At 73.0% G+C, this 18,388-nt stretch carries 18 protein-coding genes and 2 pseudogenes; 3 read left to right on the top strand and 17 right to left on the bottom strand.

Annotated features, from left to right (window positions below; genetic code table 11):
- Positions 1-11 precede the first annotated feature (11 nt).
- From ACIWVC_RS01640 to dprA, 3 genes are read left to right on the top strand one after another with little or no spacing between them, the layout of a single operon-like run.
- Complete coding sequence (locus tag ACIWVC_RS01640; protein ID WP_396445907.1) at positions 12-365, top strand: YraN family protein; 354 nt, start codon at positions 12-14, stop codon at positions 363-365.
- A complete protein-coding gene (locus tag ACIWVC_RS01635; protein WP_396445906.1) occupies positions 365-1,918 on the top strand; it encodes a YifB family Mg chelatase-like AAA ATPase in 1,554 nt (517 codons plus the stop codon). The genes ACIWVC_RS01640 and ACIWVC_RS01635 overlap by 1 nt, the downstream gene beginning before the upstream one ends.
- Positions 1,915-3,105 carry a DNA-processing protein DprA gene (gene dprA / locus ACIWVC_RS01630; RefSeq protein WP_396445905.1) on the top strand — a complete coding sequence of 397 codons (1,191 nt, stop codon included), beginning with the start codon at positions 1,915-1,917 and terminating at the stop codon, positions 3,103-3,105. Before ACIWVC_RS01635 ends, dprA begins: the two co-directional genes overlap by 4 nt.
- A 91-nt stretch (positions 3,106-3,196) precedes the next feature.
- Here the strand turns inward: dprA and ACIWVC_RS01625 are convergent, their stop codons facing one another.
- The 17 genes and pseudogenes from ACIWVC_RS01625 to ACIWVC_RS01545 all read right to left on the bottom strand — a co-directional run bounded on the left by ACIWVC_RS01625 (position 3,197) and on the right by ACIWVC_RS01545 (position 18,235).
- Positions 3,197-3,511 carry a DUF2469 domain-containing protein gene (locus ACIWVC_RS01625; protein ID WP_396445904.1) on the bottom strand — a complete coding sequence of 105 codons (315 nt, stop codon included), beginning with the start codon at positions 3,509-3,511 and terminating at the stop codon, positions 3,197-3,199.
- Positions 3,508-4,233, bottom strand: a complete 726-nt coding sequence (locus ACIWVC_RS01620) for a ribonuclease HII (RefSeq protein ID WP_396445903.1) — start codon at positions 4,231-4,233, stop codon at positions 3,508-3,510. Before ACIWVC_RS01620 ends, ACIWVC_RS01625 begins: the two co-directional genes overlap by 4 nt.
- A 402-nt stretch (positions 4,234-4,635) precedes the next feature.
- On the bottom strand, positions 4,636-5,505 hold the full coding sequence (gene lepB, locus ACIWVC_RS01615; protein ID WP_396453730.1) for a signal peptidase I: 870 nt from the start codon (positions 5,503-5,505) through the stop codon (positions 4,636-4,638).
- A 168-nt stretch (positions 5,506-5,673) separates the two neighbouring features.
- Positions 5,674-6,024, bottom strand: a complete 351-nt coding sequence (rplS, locus tag ACIWVC_RS01610; RefSeq protein WP_396445901.1) for a 50S ribosomal protein L19 — start codon at positions 6,022-6,024, stop codon at positions 5,674-5,676.
- Between the two features lie 118 nt (positions 6,025-6,142).
- Positions 6,143-6,799, bottom strand: a pseudogene (locus ACIWVC_RS01605) (tRNA (guanine(37)-N(1))-methyltransferase); the annotation flags it as partial.
- A gap of 261 nt (positions 6,800-7,060) precedes the next feature.
- A pseudogene (locus ACIWVC_RS01600) lies at positions 7,061-7,186 on the bottom strand (tRNA (guanosine(37)-N1)-methyltransferase TrmD); the annotation flags it as partial.
- A 92-nt stretch (positions 7,187-7,278) separates the two neighbouring features.
- Positions 7,279-7,791, bottom strand: a complete 513-nt coding sequence (gene rimM, locus ACIWVC_RS01595) for a ribosome maturation factor RimM (RefSeq protein ID WP_396445900.1) — start codon at positions 7,789-7,791, stop codon at positions 7,279-7,281.
- Between the two features lie 11 nt (positions 7,792-7,802).
- The gene (locus ACIWVC_RS01590) at positions 7,803-8,045 is read right to left on the bottom strand and encodes an RNA-binding protein (RefSeq protein WP_067632131.1); all 243 of its coding nucleotides are present in this window, start codon (positions 8,043-8,045) and stop codon (positions 7,803-7,805) included.
- Positions 8,046-8,047: 2 nt separating this feature from the next.
- Positions 8,048-8,497, bottom strand: a complete 450-nt coding sequence (gene rpsP / locus ACIWVC_RS01585) for a 30S ribosomal protein S16 (RefSeq protein ID WP_396445899.1) — start codon at positions 8,495-8,497, stop codon at positions 8,048-8,050.
- Positions 8,498-8,728: 231 nt separating this feature from the next.
- Positions 8,729-10,309 (bottom strand): signal recognition particle protein, encoded by a 1,581-nt coding sequence (gene ffh, locus ACIWVC_RS01580; RefSeq protein WP_396445898.1) that lies wholly within the window; start codon positions 10,307-10,309, stop codon positions 8,729-8,731.
- A 130-nt stretch (positions 10,310-10,439) separates the two neighbouring features.
- On the bottom strand, positions 10,440-12,812 hold the full coding sequence (locus ACIWVC_RS01575; RefSeq protein ID WP_396445897.1) for a [protein-PII] uridylyltransferase: 2,373 nt from the start codon (positions 12,810-12,812) through the stop codon (positions 10,440-10,442).
- Between the two features lie 8 nt (positions 12,813-12,820).
- Complete coding sequence (locus tag ACIWVC_RS01570) at positions 12,821-13,159, bottom strand: P-II family nitrogen regulator (RefSeq protein WP_396445962.1); 339 nt, start codon at positions 13,157-13,159, stop codon at positions 12,821-12,823.
- A 2-nt stretch (positions 13,160-13,161) separates the two neighbouring features.
- Complete coding sequence (locus tag ACIWVC_RS01565) at positions 13,162-14,493, bottom strand: ammonium transporter (RefSeq protein WP_396445896.1); 1,332 nt, start codon at positions 14,491-14,493, stop codon at positions 13,162-13,164.
- Positions 14,494-14,793: 300 nt separating this feature from the next.
- Entirely contained in the window at positions 14,794-15,948 is a 1,155-nt protein-coding gene (gene ftsY, locus ACIWVC_RS01560; protein ID WP_396445895.1) for a signal recognition particle-docking protein FtsY, read from the bottom strand.
- A 59-nt stretch (positions 15,949-16,007) separates the two neighbouring features.
- Positions 16,008-16,664: a DivIVA domain-containing protein gene (locus ACIWVC_RS01555; protein ID WP_396445894.1), complete on the bottom strand. Its 657-nt coding sequence runs from the start codon at positions 16,662-16,664 to the stop codon at positions 16,008-16,010.
- 5 nt (positions 16,665-16,669) lie between these two features.
- Positions 16,670-17,815 (bottom strand): globin domain-containing protein, encoded by a 1,146-nt coding sequence (locus ACIWVC_RS01550; RefSeq protein ID WP_396445893.1) that lies wholly within the window; start codon positions 17,813-17,815, stop codon positions 16,670-16,672.
- A 6-nt stretch (positions 17,816-17,821) separates the two neighbouring features.
- A complete protein-coding gene (locus ACIWVC_RS01545) occupies positions 17,822-18,235 on the bottom strand; it encodes a globin domain-containing protein (RefSeq protein WP_396453729.1) in 414 nt (137 codons plus the stop codon).
- Positions 18,236-18,388: the final 153 nt, after the last annotated feature.

Below are 18,388 nucleotides of genomic sequence, written 5' to 3'. Positions count from 1 at the left end.
GTGAGGAACCCGTGAACGCTCATATCGGTCTCGGCCGGCGCGGTGAGGACGCCGCCGTCGACTACCTCGTCGGCCTCGGCTGGACGATCCTCGACCGCAACTGGCGATGCCGCGAAGGCGAACTGGACATCGTGGCCCACGACGGGCGCAGGCACGTCGTCTGCGAGGTGAAGACGCGCAGATCCGCCCGGTTCGGCGATCCCGTCGAAGCGGTCACCACCGAGAAGGCGGCGCGGTTACGGCGGCTGGCCTGGCGGTGGGCCGCCGCCCACGGGGTCGGCGGCGCCCCCATGCGGGTCGACGTCCTCGGCCTGACCGGGGACGGCGACGGATTCTCGATCGACCACCTGCGGGAGGTGTGCTGATGACGCTCGCGAAGACCCGCTCGGTGTCGCTCGTCGGGGTGGACGGCTTCGTCGTCGACGTGGAGGCGGCCATCACCAGCGGCGTCCCCGGCCTGCATCTGGTCGGCCTCCCGGACACGGCGCTCAGCGAGGCCCGCGACCGCGTCCGCGCCGCCATCTTCAACTCCGGAGAAGACTGGCCCAACCGCCATGTCACGGTGTCGCTGTTCCCGGCGAGCATGCCGAAGAAGGGCTCCACGTTCGACCTCGCCATCGCCATTTCGCTGCTCGCGGCGGCGGAGGTCATCCCCGCGCGAAGCTGCGCCGGGATGGTGCTGATCGGCGAACTCGGCCTGGACGGCCGCATACGTCCGATCCAGGGGATACTCCCCGCCGTGCTGGCCGCCGCCAACCGGGGCTGCCGGACGGTCGTGGTCCCCCAGGCGAACGCCGCGGAAGCCGAACTCGTCCCCGGCATGCAGGTGGTGTCGGCGAGCACGCTGCGCGGGCTGCTGTGCACCCTGCGCGACGAGCCGCCGCCCATCGAGGAGGACGAGGAGGACGACTTCGCCCTTCCCCCCGACGGGTACGCCATCAGGCGGCAGGAGATCTCGCCCGATCTGGATCTGGCCGACGTCCGGGGGCAGGCCGAGGCCCGCCGCGCGCTGGAGATCAGCGCGGCGGGAGGGCACCACCTGTTCTTCGCCGGGCCGCCGGGCTGCGGCAAGACGATGCTGGCGGAGCGGCTGCCGACGCTGCTGCCGCCCCTGGAACCCGAGATCGCGCTGGAGGTCACCGCGATCCACTCGGTCGCCGGAACCCTCCGCCCGGGTCAGCCGCTGATCACCCAGCCGCCGTTCTATGCCCCGCATCACACCGCCTCGCGGGCGGCGATGGTCGGCGGCGGGTCGGGCCGGGTTCTGCAGCCGGGCGCCGTGTCCCTCGCGCACCGGGGGATCCTTTTCCTGGACGAGGCGCCGGAGTTCCAATTGGGGACGCTGGACGCCCTGCGCCAGCCCCTCGAAGAGGGCGTCGTCCGCATCTCCCGCATCGAGGGCATCGCGCAGTTCCCCGCACGGTTCACGCTCGTCCTCGCGGCGAACCCGTGCCCGTGCGCCGCGGCAAAGCAGATCGACTGCTCCTGCGCCCCGGGCGTCCGCCGCAAGTACGCCGGCCGCGTGACCGGCCCGCTCCTCGACCGCATCGACCTGAAACTGGAGCTGACACCGGCCAGCCGGGCCGAACTCCGCTACGACCTGGAGTTCGCCGAGTCCAGCAAGGTGGTGGCCGAACGCGTCCAGCTCGCCAGGGAACGGACGCGCCACCGCCTCGCCGGCACCCCGTGGCGTTCGAACTCCGAGGTCCCCGGCCCGGAGCTGCGCAAGCGCTTCACCCCCTCCGCGGAGGCGATGCGGGCGGCCGACGAGGCCCTGCAGCGGGGCACGCTGAGCGCACGCGGCCTCGACCGCATCCTGCGGGTCGCCTGGACCATCGCCGACCTGGCAGGCCACGACGAACCCGGGCCGGACGACGTCGGCGGCGCGCTCGCCCTGTGGTCCGCGGGGCGCCAATGAGCGACGAGAGAACCGCCCGCGCCACCCTCACCGCCGTCGCCGAGCCCGGCGACGCGTTCCTCAACCGCATCATCGACCACTGCGGCCCGGAGGGGGCCCTCGAAGCGGTCCGCACGGCTCGGCTCCCCAGCTCCATCGACGCCACTCCCAAGGAGGTCCGGCGCCTCGGCCAATGGCGGATCCGCCTCATCGCCGCGGAACCCGACCAGGACATGGCGGTCTGCGCCCAGTTCCGCGGCCGCCTGATCTGCCCGGGAGATCCCGAATGGCCGACGACCCTCGACGATCTCGGCACCGGACGCCCCTACGCGCTGTGGCTGCGCGGTCCCGGCGACCTGCGCTACTCCTGCCTGCGTTCGGTCGCCGTCGTCGGTTCCCGCGCCGCGTCCCCCTACGGACTGCGCGCCGCCGCCGACTTCGCGTCCGACCTCGCCGACGGCGGCTGGACGGTGATCTCCGGCGGCGCCCTCGGGATCGACGCGGCCGCCCACCGGGGTGCGCTGGCCGCGGACGGCCCGACCGTCGCGGTCCTCGCCAACGGGGTGGACGTCCCCTACCCGGCGTCCAACGAGGGGCTGTTCGCCGAGATGGCGCGGCGGTCCCTGCTGGTGAGCGAGTCGCCGCCGGGGACCCACCCGCACCGGCTGCGGTTCCTCGTCCGCAACCGGGTGATCGCGGCGCTGTCCCGCGGCACGGTCATCGTCGAGGCGGAGGCCCGCAGCGGCGCCCTGAACACGGCCGGCTGGGCGTCCAGACTCGGCCGGGTGGTGATGGCCGTGCCCGGGCCGATCACGTCCCGCTCCTCGGTCGGCTGCCACCGGCTCCTGCGGGAGGAGGGCGTCACGCTGGTCACGCGCCCCGAGGAGATCATCGAGGCGGTGGGGCGCATCGGCGCCGACCTGGCGCCACCGCCCAGCACCCCCGTCCTCGCCCGCGACCGCCTCGAACCGGTCACCAGGTCCGTCCTGGAGGCGCTCCCGGCCCGCGGCGCGGCCGGCCCCGCGCAGCTCGCCGTCAAGGCGGGCGTCGACCTGACCACGGTCAACGCGAAACTGGGCCTCCTGTCGGCGGCCGGCTTCATCGAACGCGCCCCCTCCGGCTGGCGCCTCACGAAGTCCGGGAAATCCCCCAATGGCCCAGCCGAAGAACCCAACATCCCGGACTCTCCGCCCGAGGAGCCGAAATGACCCCGAGCCCGCTTCAGGAAGAGAAATCCGCGCCGGCGAGCACCGAGGCCACGGGACTCGGAGAAAGCCGCGGACGTCCACCGATCGCGGGCTACTCCTCAGAGGGGAGTTCGAAATCGCTCTTGGCGAGTTCTTCGACGTTCACGTCCTTGAACGTGACAACACGCACATTCTTGACGAAGCGGGCAGGGCGGTACATGTCCCAGACCCACGCGTCCTGCATCGTGACCTCGAAGAAGACATCGCCGGTATCGGTGTTGCGCACCTGAAGGTCGACGGAGTTCGTGAGGTAGAACCTGCGCTCGGTCTCGACGACGTAGCTGAACAGGCCGAGGACGTCGCGGTACTCGCGATAGAGCTGCAGCTCCATCTCGGTCTCGTACTTCTCGAGCTCCTCGGCGCTCACGCTCGTGCCCCTTCCGCGCGGCCTTCGCCGGAGACCTCCCCCTCGGTCTCCTCCCCCAAGCCCACATCTCCATTGTTGCGCAAGGCCCGCCCGACGTTGACGTAGGAGAACCGATGCTCTGGACACGGACCGTGCGCGGTGAGCGCCTCGCCGTGCGCGCGGGTCACGTAGCCCTTGTGGACGTCGAAACCGTACTGGGGGTACCGCTCGTGGAGCTCCACCATGATCCGGTCCCGGGTGACCTTGGCGACGATGGACGCCGCCGCCACGCACGCCGCGGCCTGGTCGCCTTTGATCATCGCCAGGCCGGGGACGTCCAGCCCCGGCACGCGGAAGCCGTCGCTGAGGACGTAGGCGGGCCGCTTGTCCAGGGCGGCCAGGGCCCGCCGCATCCCGGTGACATTGCACCGGTGGAGGCCGATCCGGTCGATGTCGTGGCACGGGATGACGATCGCGCTCCACGCGTACGCGCGCTCGGTGATCTCCGCGTACAGCTCTTCGCGACGCGCGGGGGTGAGCAGCTTGGAGTCGGTGAGACCGTCGATCCTTCCGCGTCCTCCCTGCAGGATCACCGCTGCCACCACGAGCGGCCCCGCGCAGGCCCCGCGCCCCGCCTCGTCGACGCCGGCCACGGGGCTGAACCCGCCATGGGCCAAGGCGCGCTCGAACGCGAACAGCCCTGCGTCCCGGCGGGGGGTGAAGCGGAGAGGACGTCCCTTCATGCTCCGCAGCGTACGTCCACGCACCGACGCCTCGCTCCGATTGCCCGCGATAGCCCACCATGTCCACTCCCGAACCACGACAGACTTCGCGAAACACCAGCGCACGCGAGGCAACAGGCGGCGCGAACACACGACCAAGCGCCCTCGCCTGTCCGACTCGCTCTCCGGGTGCCGTGCGCCCGACCCCCATTTGTGGGCGGGCGGGTGGCAGGCAGCTGGAAGCGGCACCTGGGAGGCGGCCCGGGCCGTTGTGGTCGCGGAGTGTGGGCTGCCGCAGTTCCGCCGGGGCGGCGGCCGGCCGTGCGCAGGCCGTGCGTGGGGCCGTGCGTGGGGCGTGCGTGGGGCGTGCGTGGGGCCGTGCGTGGCCGGGGCCGTTTGTGCTTGCGGTGGTTGGGACCTCGGTCAGGTGGCTTTCAGCCGACGGCGGCGCAGGTAGGCGAGGGGGAGGGTGCAGAGGGCGCCGAGGGCGTACGGAGTGGCGGGGAGGGCGGCGGCCGCCGGCTTCTCCAGGCCGCGCTGCTTGAAGGTGCCGGGGATCGGAAGGGTGCTGATGCGGTCGAGGGGCCAGACGATGACGAAGGCGCGGCCGATGACGCGGTCGATGGGGATCGTGCCGCCGCCCGGGTCGCCGCGGTGGGAGCGGGAGTCGTAGGAGAGTTCGCGGTGGTCGCCCATGACCCAGAGCTGGCCCGGCTTCACGGTGACGTCGAACGGGTCGTTGGACGGCTTGTTCTGCTCGTGCGTGATCGGGTCGGTGAAGATGTAGGACTTCTCGTCGAGGGGGACGCCGTTGACGGTGACGCGGCCCTGGGCGTCGCAGCACTTGACGTGGTCGCCGGGGATGCCGATGACGCGCTTGATGTAGTCCTTCTCGTTGGGCGCCACGCCGAACGCGGTGCCGACGGCGCGCAGCGCCTTGGAGACCGGGTTGCCGGGCTCGTCCACCTGGACTTCGGGGTCCCAGGAGTCGAGGCCGTTGAAGACGATCACGTCGCCGCGGGCGATGTCCCGGGTGTGGTACACGATCTTGTTGACGAGGACGCGGTCGCCGACCTGGAGGGTGTTCTCCATGGAGCCGGACGGGATGTAGAACGCCTGGACCGCGAAGGCCTTGATGACGAGGGCCAGCACGACGGCGACGACGATGAGGACGGGGAGTTCCTTCCAGAACGATCCCTGCTTCTTCTGCTTCTTACCGCCGTCTTCGGAGTCCTCGGCCGAGTCCACTGGCTCCTTCTCTTCGGGCACCGCGCCCTCGGCTTCGGATCGCACGTCTCTCCGATCGTCCTCGTCAGTCATCAGAGCGAAAGCCTAGCGCCGCGGGGCCTGCGGGACGCCGCCCGCGGGCGTGTCGCGGGCGTCAGCAGCGCTCGCGCCGGTCCGGAACGGGCAACGCCCCGGGCACCCTCGCGGGTTCCCGGGGCGTCGTGGTCCATCGGCTCAGTGCTCGCGCTTCTCCTTGATGCGGGCCGCCTTGCCGCGGAGGTTGCGCAGGTAGTAGAGCTTGGCGCGGCGCACGTCGCCGCGGGTGACGACCTCGATCTTGTCGATCGACGGGCTGTTGATCGGGAAGGTCCGCTCGACGCCGACGCTGTAGCTGACCTTGCGGACGGTGAACGTCTCGCGCGCGCCGCCGCCCTGCCGCCGGATCACCACGCCCTGGAAGACCTGGATACGGCTACGGTTTCCCTCGGTGACGCGCACGTGCACCTTGAGCGTGTCGCCCGGACGGAAGTCCGGGACGTCGGTGCGCATCGCCTTCTTCTCGATCTCCTGGATCAGGGTGTGCATCGCAGCTGTTCCTCGTGGTCGAACGCGGGCGTCGAGAGGCCCCGGTGGGATGTTCATGGGGGCGTCGCGCCGCGGGAAGTGGTCTTGGGGTGCCGTGCGCTGTGGAGGCACGGACGCTCTAGTCTGCCATACCTTCGGAGTCAACCGGAAAACCGGCCTCGCGCAGGACCGCGCGGTCCCGGTCGTCGAGGTCCTCCGGTGCGAGGCGGGCGAGCAGTTCGGGGCGGTGCCGGGCGGTCCGGCGGAGCGCCTCGTCGCGCCTCCAGCGGGCGATCGCGCCGTGGTGGCCCGACAGGAGGACGTCCGGAACCGGCCGATCCCGCCAGACGGGGGGCTTGGTGTAGACGGGGCCCTCCAGGAGCGACTCCATGGCGCCCGGGGCGAAGGAGTCGTCCGCGACGGAGTCGGCGTTGCCGAGCACGCCGGGCACGAGCCGCGCGATCGCCTCGATCATCACCAGGACGGCGACCTCGCCGCCGGCGAGGACGAAGTCGCCGAGGCTGACCTCGTCCACGGGCATGCGGGTGCGGGCCTCCTCGGCGACGCGGGAGTCGATGCCCTCGTAGCGTCCGCAGGCGAACACCAGCCAAGGCTCTTCCGCGTGCCGCACCGCGTCGGCCTGCGTGAACGGCCGCCCGCTCGGCGTCGGAATGATCAGCCGCGGCACCGCCCCAGACGCTCCGCCCCCATTTGACGCCTCTTCAGTCGCCGACGCGGCACCGCCAGCCGATTGATCCCCACCGGCCGACGCGGATCCGCCGGCCGACACGTCCCCGGGGCCCGACGAAACGCCGCCAGGCGACTGCCCCCCACCGGCCGAGACATCCCCAGGATCCGGCGAAACGCCGCCGGGCGACTGGTGCCCGCCGGTCGGCACGTCCCCGGGGCCCGACGCGGTGTCGGTGGGGGACGCGTGGCCACCTGGTCCGGCGGGCTCCGGGGCGCCGGGTGACTGGGTGTTGGAGAGTGACGCGTGTCCGGCGGCGGGTGTGGCCTCGGTGGCCGACGGCCGCCCGTGGTTTTCGGGAGGGGGTGGGGCGATGGCGTCCAGGGCTTCGCCCCAGGGGTCGGGTTTCATGACCATGCCGGGGCCGCCGCCGTAGGGGGTGTCGTCGACGGTGCGGTGGCGGTCGTGGGTCCAGTCGCGCAGGTCGTGGACGCGGACGTCCAGCAGGCCGGCGCGGCGGGCCTTGCCCAGGAGGGAGAGGTCGAGGGGGGCGAAGTACTCGGGGAAGATCGTGACGATGTCGATTCTCATGGTTCGTCGAGCAGTCCGGGGGGCGGGTCGATGACGAGCCGCCCCCCGGGGACGTCCACCTCGGGGACGAGCGCGGCCACGAACGGCACGAGCTTCTCCCCGCCGGGGCCGCGCACGACGAGGAGGTCCTGGCCGTGGTGCAGCACGTCGGCGACGGCGCCGACGTCGGCGCCGTCCGCGGTGACCACGGCGAGGCCGATCAGCTCCTGGTCGTGGAAGTCGTCCGGGTCGGCGGACGGGGGGATGTCACCGGGGTCGACGACGAGCCACGTGCCGCGCAGGGCCTCGGCGGCGTCGCGGTCGCCGATCCCGGCGAAGCGCACGAGCAGGCGTCCCGAATGCCAGCGGGTCCGCTCGACGGTGAGCGGACCAGCGGCGCCGGGGTCGGTGGCGATCTCGGTGCCCGCGGCGAACCGGATGTCCGGCTCGTCCGTGCGGACGTCGATGGTCACCTCGCCGCGGACCCCGTGCGGCCGTCCGATACGTCCCACCACGAGCGGTTCGCTCATCGGAACGCCACTCAGCGGACCTCGTTGACGTCGAGCAGGTCAACGCGCACGTAGCGGCCCCCGGAGAGGGCGCTGATCACCGTGCGGAGGGCCTTGGCGGTGCGGCCGCCGCGGCCGATGACCTTCCCGAGGTCCTCGGGGTGCACGCGCACCTCCAGGACCCGGCCGCCCCGGATCCGGCGGGCGCGGACCCGGACGTCGTCCGGGTTCTCGACGATCCCGCGGACCAGGTGCTCGAGCGCTTCTTCGAGCACTGTCAGCCCTCGCTCTTGGCTTCGTCGGTCTCGGCGGCCTTGGCCTCGGACTTCTTCGGCTCGGCCTTCTTCTTGCCGCGGGTCGCGGTGCCGGCGGCCTCGTCCTCGCCCAGGGACTCCTTGACGGCGGCCTCGAAGGCGGCCTTCTTGTCGGGCTTGGGCTCGGCGACCTTGAGGGTGCCCTCGGCGCCCGGCTCGCCCTTGAACTTCTGCCAGTCGCCGGTGATCTTCAGCAGGTTCAGGACGGGCTCGGTCGGCTGCGCGCCGACGCCGAGCCAGTACTGCGCCCGCTCGGAGTCGATCTTGATGAGCGAGGGCTCCTGCTTCGGCTGGTAGAGGCCGATCTCCTCGATGGCGCGCCCGTCCCGCTTGGTGCGGGCGTCGGCCACGACGATCCGGTACTGCGGGTTCCGGATCTTCCCCAGACGCTTGAGCTTGATCTTGACTGCCACGGGTGTGGTGTACTCCGATTTCATAACTGGGTGGACGAGCCCGCGCCAGGTGGGGAACACCGGCTCACGGCCGCCCGATGGACTCCGGCCGCGCAGGACGAGAGAGGGCGCCTCGCGGTTCCGGGTTTCCAGCCTGTCATTCTGCCAGACGTTCGGCGCGAAGGTGCAATCGCAAGGCCCCGTGTCCCCGACTCGCCCGCCATGGCGCCGCGGGGACCGCGGGGCCCGCGGTCACTTCTTCTTGCGGTTCTGCAGTTTGCCCAGGTCGGGCATCTGGAAGCCCGGCGGGAGCCGGCCCGCGAGGCCGGGGGGAAGTCCGTCCTGGCCGGCGCCGCCGGGGCCGCCGAGGCCCGGCGGGAGCGACTGGGGCATGCCGTCCGCGGCGGGCTGCCGGTTCTTGCCGGCGGCGCGCTTGCGCGGGTCGCCGCTGCGCTGCTTGCCCTTCCGGTTCTTCTTGGCTGCCGCCTTCGCCGCCTTCTTCCGCCCGCCGGGCATGCCGGGCAGCCCCATGCCGCCGGCCATCTGGCGCATCATCTTCTGCGCGTCGAAGAACCGGGTGACGAGGCTGTTGACCTCGCCGACGGACACGCCGGAGCCCTTGGCGATGCGGGCGCGGCGGGAGCCGTTGATGATCTTGGGCTGGGCGCGCTCCTGCGGGGTCATCGAGCGGATGATCGCGGCGATGCGGTCCAGGTCCTTGTCGTCGATCTGGCTGATCTGGTCGCGGACCTGCCCCATGCCCGGCATCATCCCGAGCAGGTTCCCGATCGGGCCGAGCTTGCGGATCATCATCATCTGCTCGAGGAAGTCCTCGAGGGTGAAGTCCTCGCCCGACGCGAACTTGGTGGACATCTTCTCGGCCTGCTCGGCGTCGAACGCCTGCTCGGCCTGCTCGATCAGGGTGAGGATGTCGCCCATGTCGAGGATCCGGCCCGCCATGCGGTCGGGGTGGAAGACGCTGAAGTCCTCCAGCTTCTCGCCCGTCGAGGCGAACATGATCGGGCGCCCGGTGATGTGCCGGACCGACAGCGCCGCGCCGCCGCGCGCGTCGCCGTCGAGCTTGGTGAGGACGACGCCGTCGAAGCCGACGCCGTCCATGAACGCCTGGGCGGTGTTGACCGCGTCCTGGCCGACCATGGCGTCCACGACGAAGAGGATGTCGTCGGGCTGGACGGCGTCGCGGATGTCGATGGCCTGCTGCATCATCTCCGCGTCGACGCCGAGGCGGCCCGCGGTGTCGATGACGACGATGTCGTGCTGGGCGTGCCGGGCCTGGTCGAGCGAGCGGCGCGCCACGTCGACCGGGTCGCCGACGCCGCTGCCCGGCTCGGGCGCGAACACCGGCACCCCGGCCCGCTCGCCGACGACCTGGAGCTGCTGGACGGCGTTGGGCCGCTGCAGGTCGGCGGCCACCAGCATCGGGGTGTGGCCCTCCTGCTTCAGCCACCGGGCGAGCTTGCCGGCGAGGGTGGTCTTGCCTGCGCCCTGCAGACCCGCGAGCATGATCACCGTGGGCGGCGTCTTGGCCAGCCGGAGCCGGCGGGTCTCGCCGCCGAGGATCTCGATGAGCTCCTCGTTGACGATCTTGACGACCTGCTGCGCCGGGTTCAGCGCCTGCGAGACCTCCGCGCCGGCGGCCCGCTCCTTGACCTGCGCGATGAAGTCCTTGACGACGGGCAGCGCGACGTCGGCCTCGAGCAGCGCGATCCGGATCTCGCGGGCCGTCGCGTTGATGTCGGCCTCGGAGAGCCGGCCCTTGCTGCGCAGGGACGAGAAGACCGTCGTCAACCGGTCGGAGAGCGTCTCGAACACGTGTCTGGACCGTCCTTGGAAAGCTTCTGGGATCGCTATCAGCGTATAGGGTCACCGGCCCGGCCCGCCCGCCTCGCCGGACCCGTTCCCGGAGGCTCCGCGACGCGCCCGCGCCGGAGCCGCCGCCGCTTCAACGCAGGGCGGCGAGGACCTCTTCCCGGACGGCGGCGAGCGCGGCGGGGTCGTCGAGCGGGCGCCCCGCCCCGTCCACCACGTAGAAGACGTCCACCGCCTCGGCCCCGAGGGTGTCGACCTGGGCCGCGCGCACCTGCAGCCCGCACGCCCCGAGCGCCTGCCCGACCCGCCACAGCAGGCCGGGGCGGTCGTGGGCGCGCACCTCGATGACGGTCGCCGTCCGCGAGGCGTCGTCCACGATCATGACCCGCGGCGGGGGCGCCGCCGCCCCGGGCCGCACCCGCACCGACCGCGCCCTGCGCTCCAGCCGCCCCGCCACGTCGAGCCGCCCCGCGAGCATGAGCCGCAGGTCCGCCTCCAGCCCGGCCGGATCGGGCGGCGCCCCGAACTCCGGCACCGCCGTGAAGTCGAGCACCGCGGTCCCCGCGCCGTCCCCGGCCTCCCCCGCCCCGGTGTCCGCGGGCGCGGCGGCGTGCGGGGAGGAGGTGGTCCGGGCGGTCTTGACGGCCAGGCGGTGCAGGGCGAGGACGCCGGCGGCGCGCCAGAGGAGGCCGGGGCGGTCGGGGGCGGCGATGGTGATGCGGGAGCCCGCGACGCGGACCGCCGCGCCGTCGTGGCGGGCCAGGGCCAGGTGGTCCGGTGAGGGGTCGGGGGCGGGCGGGGGCGTGCCGCCGGAGAGGGCGGCGGCGGCGCGGCGGGCGAGTTCGGCGACGAGGCCGGCCTTCCAGGCGCCCCAGGCGGCGGGCCCGGTCGCGGTTCCGTCGGCGATCGCGAGGGCGGCGAGGAGGTCGAGGATCTCGCGTTCGCGGCCCGGCACCTCCGACACGGCGGCGGTGACGGTCTGGACGGTCACCGGGTCGTCGATGTCCCGGCGGGTCGCGGTCTCGGGGAGCAGCAGGTGGTGGCGGACGAGCGTTTCGAGTACGCGCACGTCGTCGTCGGGGAAGCCGAGACGGGCGCCGAGGTCGCGGACGACGACGGCGCCGCCGGCCGAGTGGTCGCCGGGCCATCCCTTGCCGATGTCGTGCAGGAGGGCGCCGACGAGGAGCAGGTCGGGGCGGGCGACCTCGCGGGTGAGGGCGGCGGCGCCGGCGGCGGTCTCCACGAGGTGGCGGTCGACGGTGAAGCGGTGGATCGGGTTGCGCTGCGGGCGGTTGCGGACGCGTTCCCAGTCGGGCAGCAGCCGGACGATCAGCCCGGCCTGGTCGAGGGCCTCCCAGACGGCGATGGCGGCGGGACCGGCGCCGAGCAGGGAGACGAGCGCGTCGCGGGCGCCGGCGGGCCACGGCGCGGGCGGCAGCGCGGCGTGCTCGGCGAGCCTCGCGACCGTGGCGGGAGCGAGCGGGAGGCCGGCCTGCGCGGCGGCGGCGGCGACGCGCAGGACGAGGACGGGGTCGCCGAGGTCGGCGTTGCGCGCGAGGACGACCTCGCCCTCGTGCTCGACGGCGCCGTCCCCGACGGGGCGCCGCTGGATCGCCCGCCGGCGCCCGGTGGCCGGGGTGGGGAGCCGGCCGGGAACGCCCTGGGAGCCGCGGGGCCGGGTGACGCGGTCCACTCGGCGCCACATGTTGGAGCCCGCGTAGGTGATCGTGCGGGCGGCCTCCACGATCGAGCGCTGCAGGGCGTCGGCGTCCAGCAGGCCGAGGGCGCGGGCCACGGCCTGCTGCTCCTGCAGGACGAGCCGGTCGGTGGCGCGGCCGGTGGTCTCGTGCAGGGCGTGGCGGACGTCGAGGAGCAGGTCGTGGGCGGCGCGGACGCGGCCGTCCGGGCCGGACGCCACCCAGGACGCGGCGACCGCGTGCATGACATGGACGTCGCGCAGGCCGCCGTGGGCCTCTTTGACGTCGGGTTCCAGGAGGAAGGCCAGCTCCCCCTTGGCCTCCCAGCGGTCGCGGCACATCGCCGACAGCTCGGGCAGCCGGACGGCGGCGTCGGCGCGCCAGTCGGCGAGGACGGCGGCGCGCAGTTCGTCCACGAGGGTGTGGTCGCCCGCGATGCGCCGCGCCGACAGCAGGCCGAGGGCGGCCTTCATGTCGCCGCGCGCGACGGTCCGCGCCTCGTGGACGGTGCGGACGGAGTGGTCGAGCCGCGTCCCGGAGTCCCAGAGCGGGTACCAGACCCGGTCCGCGATCCCGGCGATGTCGGGGCGGCCGCGGTGCAGCAGGACGAGGTCGAGGTCGCCGCCGGGGGTCAGCTCGCGGCGCGCGTGGCTGCCGACCGCGACGAGCGCGACCCCCACCCCGTCCGCGTCGCAGGCGGCGGCCAGGAGGGAGGCGAGGCGGCGGTCCAGGTCGGCGGCGCGTGCGGCCCGCGCCGCCGCCAGGGCGTCGCGGGCCGCCTGCGCACCGCCGGCCTCGGTGATGGGCACGGGGCGTCCTAGAGGGCTTCCGGGCCGGTCTCGCCGGTGCGGACGCGGACGACGGTGTCGACCGGCACCGCCCACACCTTGCCGTCGCCGATCTTGTCGGTGCGGGCGGCGCGGACGATCACGTCGATGATGTCGTCGGCGTCCTCGGCGTCGACCAGGATCTCCACCCGCAGCTTGGGCACGAGGTCGACCTGGTACTCGGCCCCCCGGTAGACCTCGGTGTGGCCCTTCTGCCGCCCGTAGCCGCTGGCCTCGCTGACGGTCATGCCCTTGACCCCGAAGGTCTCCAGGGCCTTCTTGACCTCGTCCAGCTTGAACGGCTTGATGACCGCCGTGATGAGCTTCATCCTCACGCCTCAACCTTCTTCGCGGGGGCGGCGGGCGCCGCCGCGGTCGCCCCGGAGCCGATGCCCGCGCGGATGGTGCCGAAGTCGTAGGCGGTCTCCGCGTGCGCCGTGCTGTCGATGCCGGCGGCCTCGTCGTCATCGCTGATCCGGAAGCCCATCGTCAGGTCGATGACCTTCGCGATCAGGAAGGTCACGACGAACGAGTAGGCGAGGGTCGCCAGGACGGCGACGGCCTGCTTGCCGAGCAGCCCGAGCCCGCCGCCGGCGAACAGCCCGTCCGCGCCGCCGTCGTTGACCGCGGTGGTGGCCAGGAGGCCGATCAGCAGCGCGCCGACGATCCCGCCGACCATGTGGACGCCGACCACGTCGAGCGAGTCGTCGTACCCGAGCCGGTACTTGAGGCCCACCGCGAACGCGCACACCGCGCCGGCGACGAGGCCGAGGACGATGGCGCCGAGCGGGGTGATGAACGCGCAGGCGGGGGTGATGGCGACCAGCCCGGCGACGACGCCGGAGGCGATGCCGAGCGTGGTGGAGGCGCCGTCGCGCAGCTTCTCCACGACGATCCAGGCGAACGCGGCGGCGCAGGTCGCGGCGAGCGTGTTGATGAACGCGACGGCCGCGGTCTCGCCGGCCGCGAGGGCGGAGCCGGCGTTGAACCCGAACCACCCGAACCACAGCAGCCCGGCGCCGAGCAGCACGAACGGCAGGTTGTGCGGGCGCATCGGCTCCTTCGGCCAGCCCTTGCGCTTGCCGAGGACGATCGCCAGCGCGAGCGCCGCGACGCCGGCGTTGATGTGGACGACCGTGCCGCCCGCGAAGTCGAGTGCGCCGAGGTCGAACAGCCAGCCCGCCTTGCCGCCGTCCTGGCCGTCCGACCACCACACCCAGTGCGCGATCGGGAAGTACACGAGCGTGGCCCAGACCAGGGCGAACACGACCCAGGCGCCGAACTTGGCGCGGTCGGCGACGGCGCCGCTGATCAGCGCGACGGTGATGATGGCGAACGTCGCCTGGAACGCCACGAACACCAGCTGCGGGATGCCCGTGCCGTCGTCGGCCGTCGCCGCGTTCTCCAGCCCGACGAGCCCCCAGTCGCCGAAGCCGCCGACGAACGAGCTGAGCGGGCCGCCGTCGCCGAAGGTGAGGGAGTAGCCGTAGACGACCCACGCCATCCCCACCACGGCGATGCTGACGAAGCTCATCATCATCATGTTGAGCACGCTCTTCGCGCGGCTCATGCCGCCGTAGAAGAAGGCCAGCCCGGGTGTCATCAGCAGGACGAGCGCGGTACTCGTCAGCATCCAGGCGGTACTACCGCTGTCGATCTTCATCTCTCTGAGAGCCCCTCCTCGCCAGGGAACTTCGAACTGCTCAGAGACTCGACCTCGGCGGTTTCGCCCGCGGGACCCCCACGTTTCCACGGTGTGAAAACCGACACCGGCGTGTTTCGCAGGTGTTTCTAAATCCTCACATGTCGTAATTCGCTGATCGGCGGGCGGTCCCGGCCCCCGCAAACCCCGCGCGGCCGGCGTCCCCGGCCGCCCGGACCCTGCGCCGCCCGGACCCTGCGCCGCCCGGACCCTCCGCCGCCCGGACCCTCCGCGGCCCGGACTCTCCGCCGCCAGGGATTCTCAGTCGCCCAGGATCGCGTCCACGAACGCCTCCGGCTCGAACGGGGCGAGGTCGTCCGGCCCCTCCCCCAGCCCGACCAGCTTGACCGGGACGCCCAGCTCCCGCTGCACCTGGACGACGATGCCGCCCTTCGCGGTGCCGTCGAGCTTGGTCAGCACGACGCCCGTCACGTTGACGACCTCGGCGAACACGCGCGCCTGCTGCATGCCGTTCTGCCCGGTCGTCGCGTCCAGGACGAGCAGGACCTCGTCCACGGCGGCCTGCTTCTCCACGACGCGCTTGACCTTGCCCAGCTCGTCCATCAGCCCGGTCTTGGTGTGCAGCCGGCCCGCGGTGTCGATGATCACCACGTTGACCTTGCTCTCGATGCCCTGCCGGACCGCGTCGAACGCGACGCTCGCCGGGTCGGCGCCCTCGTCCTTGCGGACGACCTGCGCCCCGACGCGCGCCCCCCACGTCTCCAGCTGGTCGGCGGCGGCGGCGCGGAAGGTGTCGGCGGCGCCGAGCAGCACCGTGTTGCCGTCGCCGACGAGGACGCGGCCGAGCTTGCCGCAGGTGGTGGTCTTGCCGGTGCCGTTGACGCCGACGACCATGAGCACCGCCGGGCGGTCGCCGGCCGCCTCGGTGCGCAGCGAGCGGTCCAGGTCCGGGCCGATCTGCTTGATCAGCTCCTCCCGGAGCAGCTCCCGGACCTCCGCCGCGGTGCGGGTGCCGAGCACCTGGACGCGGGTCCGCAGGTCGTCGGTGACCTGCCGGGCCACGGCGGTGCCCATGTCCGCGGTGATGAGGGTGTCCTCGATCTCCTCCCAGGCGTCCTCGTCGAGCGTGTCGCGCGACAGCAGGCCGAGGAGGGTCTTGCCGAACGTGTTCTGGGAGCGCGCGAGCCGCGCCCGCAGCCGGACCAGCCGGCCCGCGCCCGGCGGCGGCTTCTCGATCTCGACCGTGGGCCGCGGCGCCGGCACCTCGGCCGGCGGCGCCCGCTCGATCGTGGGGGCTCCGGCCTCCGCCTCGTCGGCGGCGGTCGCGCCGCCGGTCCGTTCCGTCGGACGCTCAACCGGCGGGCGCGGGCGGGTGCGGCGGGGCCGCAGCAGGGTGATGCCGCCGACGATCAGCGCGACGGCGGCCAGCGCGGCGATGACGATCAGATATTCCATAGCGCCCCCAGTTTTCCATGCTCACCCCGGGGGACGGTCCGGGTGACCGGTCCGGGTGATCAGTCCGGCGCTCCCCGGGGCAGCGATGCCCGCTCGGAGGACTCCCATTCGTCGACGTTGCGGAGCAGGGCCTCCAAGTAGGAGCGCAGGTGGGTGCGGTAGACGTCGCTGTAGGTGCGCAGGTAGGCGATCTCGCGCTCCATGGCGCGGCGCTCGTCGGGCGGGAGGGGCGCGGCGGGGGCCTGCCCGGCGGAGCGGACGGCGGCGTCGGCCACGGCGGCGGCCTTGCGGTGGGCGTCCTCCAGCAGGTGCTCCGCGCGGCCCTTGGCGTCGGAGATGATCGCCTCGCGGTGCAGGCGCGCCTCGTGGGCCAGCTCGCGGGTGTAGCGCTCGGCGTCCGCGACGTAGAGGTCGGCGGTCTGCTGGGCCTGCGACAGGATCCGGACGGCCTGGAAGTGGGCGTCCTCGGGAGCCAGCACGCCGGAGCCGCCCCCCTTGGCCGCCTGGGCGCGCAGCCGGTTCACCTCGTTGGCGAGAGCGGCCTTGTCGTTGAGGATCTGGACGAGCTCCCGCTCGACGTACGCCAGGAAGTTGCGGACTTCGTCCTCGTCGTATCCGCGGCGGCCGAGGGCGGCCCGGGCGAACACCACCGAGTGGAGCTCGCCCGGGGTCAGCCGCGACCCCGTGGACACGACGGGAAGGTTCGGGGAGTTCAACGCGCTCACCTCTGTGCGTCGGCGAAGGTTTCCAGGCGGATGCGGTCGCGCGCGACGCCGAGCCGCGCGAGCTGCTCGACGGTGTGCCCGACCATCGCGGACGGCCCGCACACGTAGGCGTCGCGGCCGTCCCAGGGGCCGTGCCGCGCCACGATGTCCGACAGGCCGCCGTACTCGACGTCGCCCGACTGGAGGAACGCCGAGAAGCCGTGGCCGCCCGGCTCGTCCGACACGGCGGGCACGACGGTGAGCCAGGGGAACTCGCCGGCCAGCTTGGTCAGGTGCTCCAGGTCGTACAGGCCGTCGCGGGTGCGGGCGCCGAAGAACAGGTGCACGCGCGGCGGGACGGGTCTCCGCGCGATCTGCTCCAGGATCGCCTTGAGCGGCGCCAGGCCGGTGCTGCCCGCGACGAGGAGGACGTCGCGCGGCGACTCCTCGTCCAGGGTGAGCGTGCCGACGGGCGCGCCCATGCGGATCCGGTCGCCGGTCTCGGTGGCGCGCACCAGGACCGGGCTCACCGGCCCGCCGTCCACCAGGCGGACGTGGAAGTCGACAGTGTGGTCGGGCCGGGGCGCGTTCGCCATCGAGTAGTACCGCCAGTGCCGCAGCCTGGACGGCACCTCCAGCGCGACCGACTGGCCGGGCAGGTAGGGCAGCGGCCGGTCCGGCTGGACGCGCAGGACGGCGATGTCGAACCGGCGCCGCTCGACCGCGACGACCAGCCCGTTCCACCAGGCGGGGCTGGTGAGGGCGTTCTCGTCGGCGGCCTCCAGCATGACCTTGGCGACCAGGCTGTAGGCGGCGTTCCAGTCGCTCTCGACGTCGTCGGTCCAGCCGTCCCCGGCGAAGTGCCGGAGGGTGGCGATGAGGCTGGCGCCGACGTGCGGGTAGTGCTCGGCGACGATCCCGAACCGGCGGTGGTCGCGGCCGAGCTGCTGCAGGAACGGGACGAGGGCGGGGAGGTCGTCGACCCGCGCGACGATGTGGCCGAGGGCGCGCAGCAGCTTGTCGCGCTGCCCGCTCATCCCGACCGGGAACATGTCGCGCAGGTGCGGGTTGCGCACGAACAGGTCGGAGTAGAAGAACAGGGGGACGGCGTCGCCCTGGCCGGCGACCCGCTCGAAGCTGTCCTTCAGTCGCTGGGCGTCCACGCGGGATCAGGCGACGGGCTCCGCGGCGGCCTCGGTCATGACTCTCGCGACGACGCCGTAGGCGGCCGTCCAGTCGCGTTCGAGGTCCTCGGTCCACGCGGGGCCGCTGAAGTGGGCCAGGGTCGCGAGAAGGCTCGCCCCGACGGGGCCGTAGTGGTCGGGGACGACGCCGAAGCCGTGGTGGCGCCGGCCGAGGTCCCGCAGGAACGGGACGAGGGAGTCCGGATCGTCGACCGACGAGACGATCTGGGAGAGCGCGGCGAGCAGCACCTCGTGCTGCTTGGCCATCGCGGCCGGGAACATCGATCTGAGCTGCGGGGAACGCGCGAAAAGGTCGGCGTAGAAGAATTCGGCGACGTCCACGCCGTTCGCGCCCACCAGCGCGAAATTGTCTTTGAGTTTCTGGGCGTCCACGGGCATCGGACCTCTCCGGTTCTCCGTCCCGGGCGGGAGGCCCGGGTGAGGGGAGGCCGGAGAACCACGGTGCACATGGGTAGCCGATGCCCACGGGGCGCACAAGTCCGCCAGCGTAGCCGCGGCGTCACGGTCGGTGCGGTCCGGCCGCGCCCATTA

Origin of the sequence: Actinomadura sp., assembly GCF_044508335.1 — a bacterium.
In the GTDB taxonomy this organism is placed as follows: Bacteria; Actinomycetota; Actinomycetes; order Streptosporangiales; family Streptosporangiaceae; genus Spirillospora.
This window is presented reverse-complemented; position numbering and strand designations above follow the sequence as displayed.

Bases quoted from the DNA above. Each gene is read 5' to 3' on its own strand.
- ACIWVC_RS01545 (WP_396453729.1), bottom strand. From the start codon at position 18,235: ATGCCCGTGGACGCCCAGAAACTCAAAGACAATTTCGCGCTGGTGGGC.
- rplS (WP_396445901.1), bottom strand. From the start codon at position 6,024: ATGCACACCCTGATCCAGGAGATCGAGAAGAAGGCGATGCGCACCGAC.
- ACIWVC_RS01565 (WP_396445896.1), bottom strand. From the start codon at position 14,493: ATGAAGATCGACAGCGGTAGTACCGCCTGGATGCTGACGAGTACCGCG.
- ACIWVC_RS01620 (WP_396445903.1), bottom strand. From the start codon at position 4,233: ATGAAGGGACGTCCTCTCCGCTTCACCCCCCGCCGGGACGCAGGGCTG.
- rimM (WP_396445900.1), bottom strand. From the start codon at position 7,791: ATGAGCGAACCGCTCGTGGTGGGACGTATCGGACGGCCGCACGGGGTC.
- dprA (WP_396445905.1), top strand. From the start codon at position 1,915: ATGAGCGACGAGAGAACCGCCCGCGCCACCCTCACCGCCGTCGCCGAG.
- ACIWVC_RS01570 (WP_396445962.1), bottom strand. From the start codon at position 13,159: ATGAAGCTCATCACGGCGGTCATCAAGCCGTTCAAGCTGGACGAGGTC.
- ftsY (WP_396445895.1), bottom strand. From the start codon at position 15,948: ATGGAATATCTGATCGTCATCGCCGCGCTGGCCGCCGTCGCGCTGATC.
- ACIWVC_RS01635 (WP_396445906.1), top strand. From the start codon at position 365: ATGACGCTCGCGAAGACCCGCTCGGTGTCGCTCGTCGGGGTGGACGGC.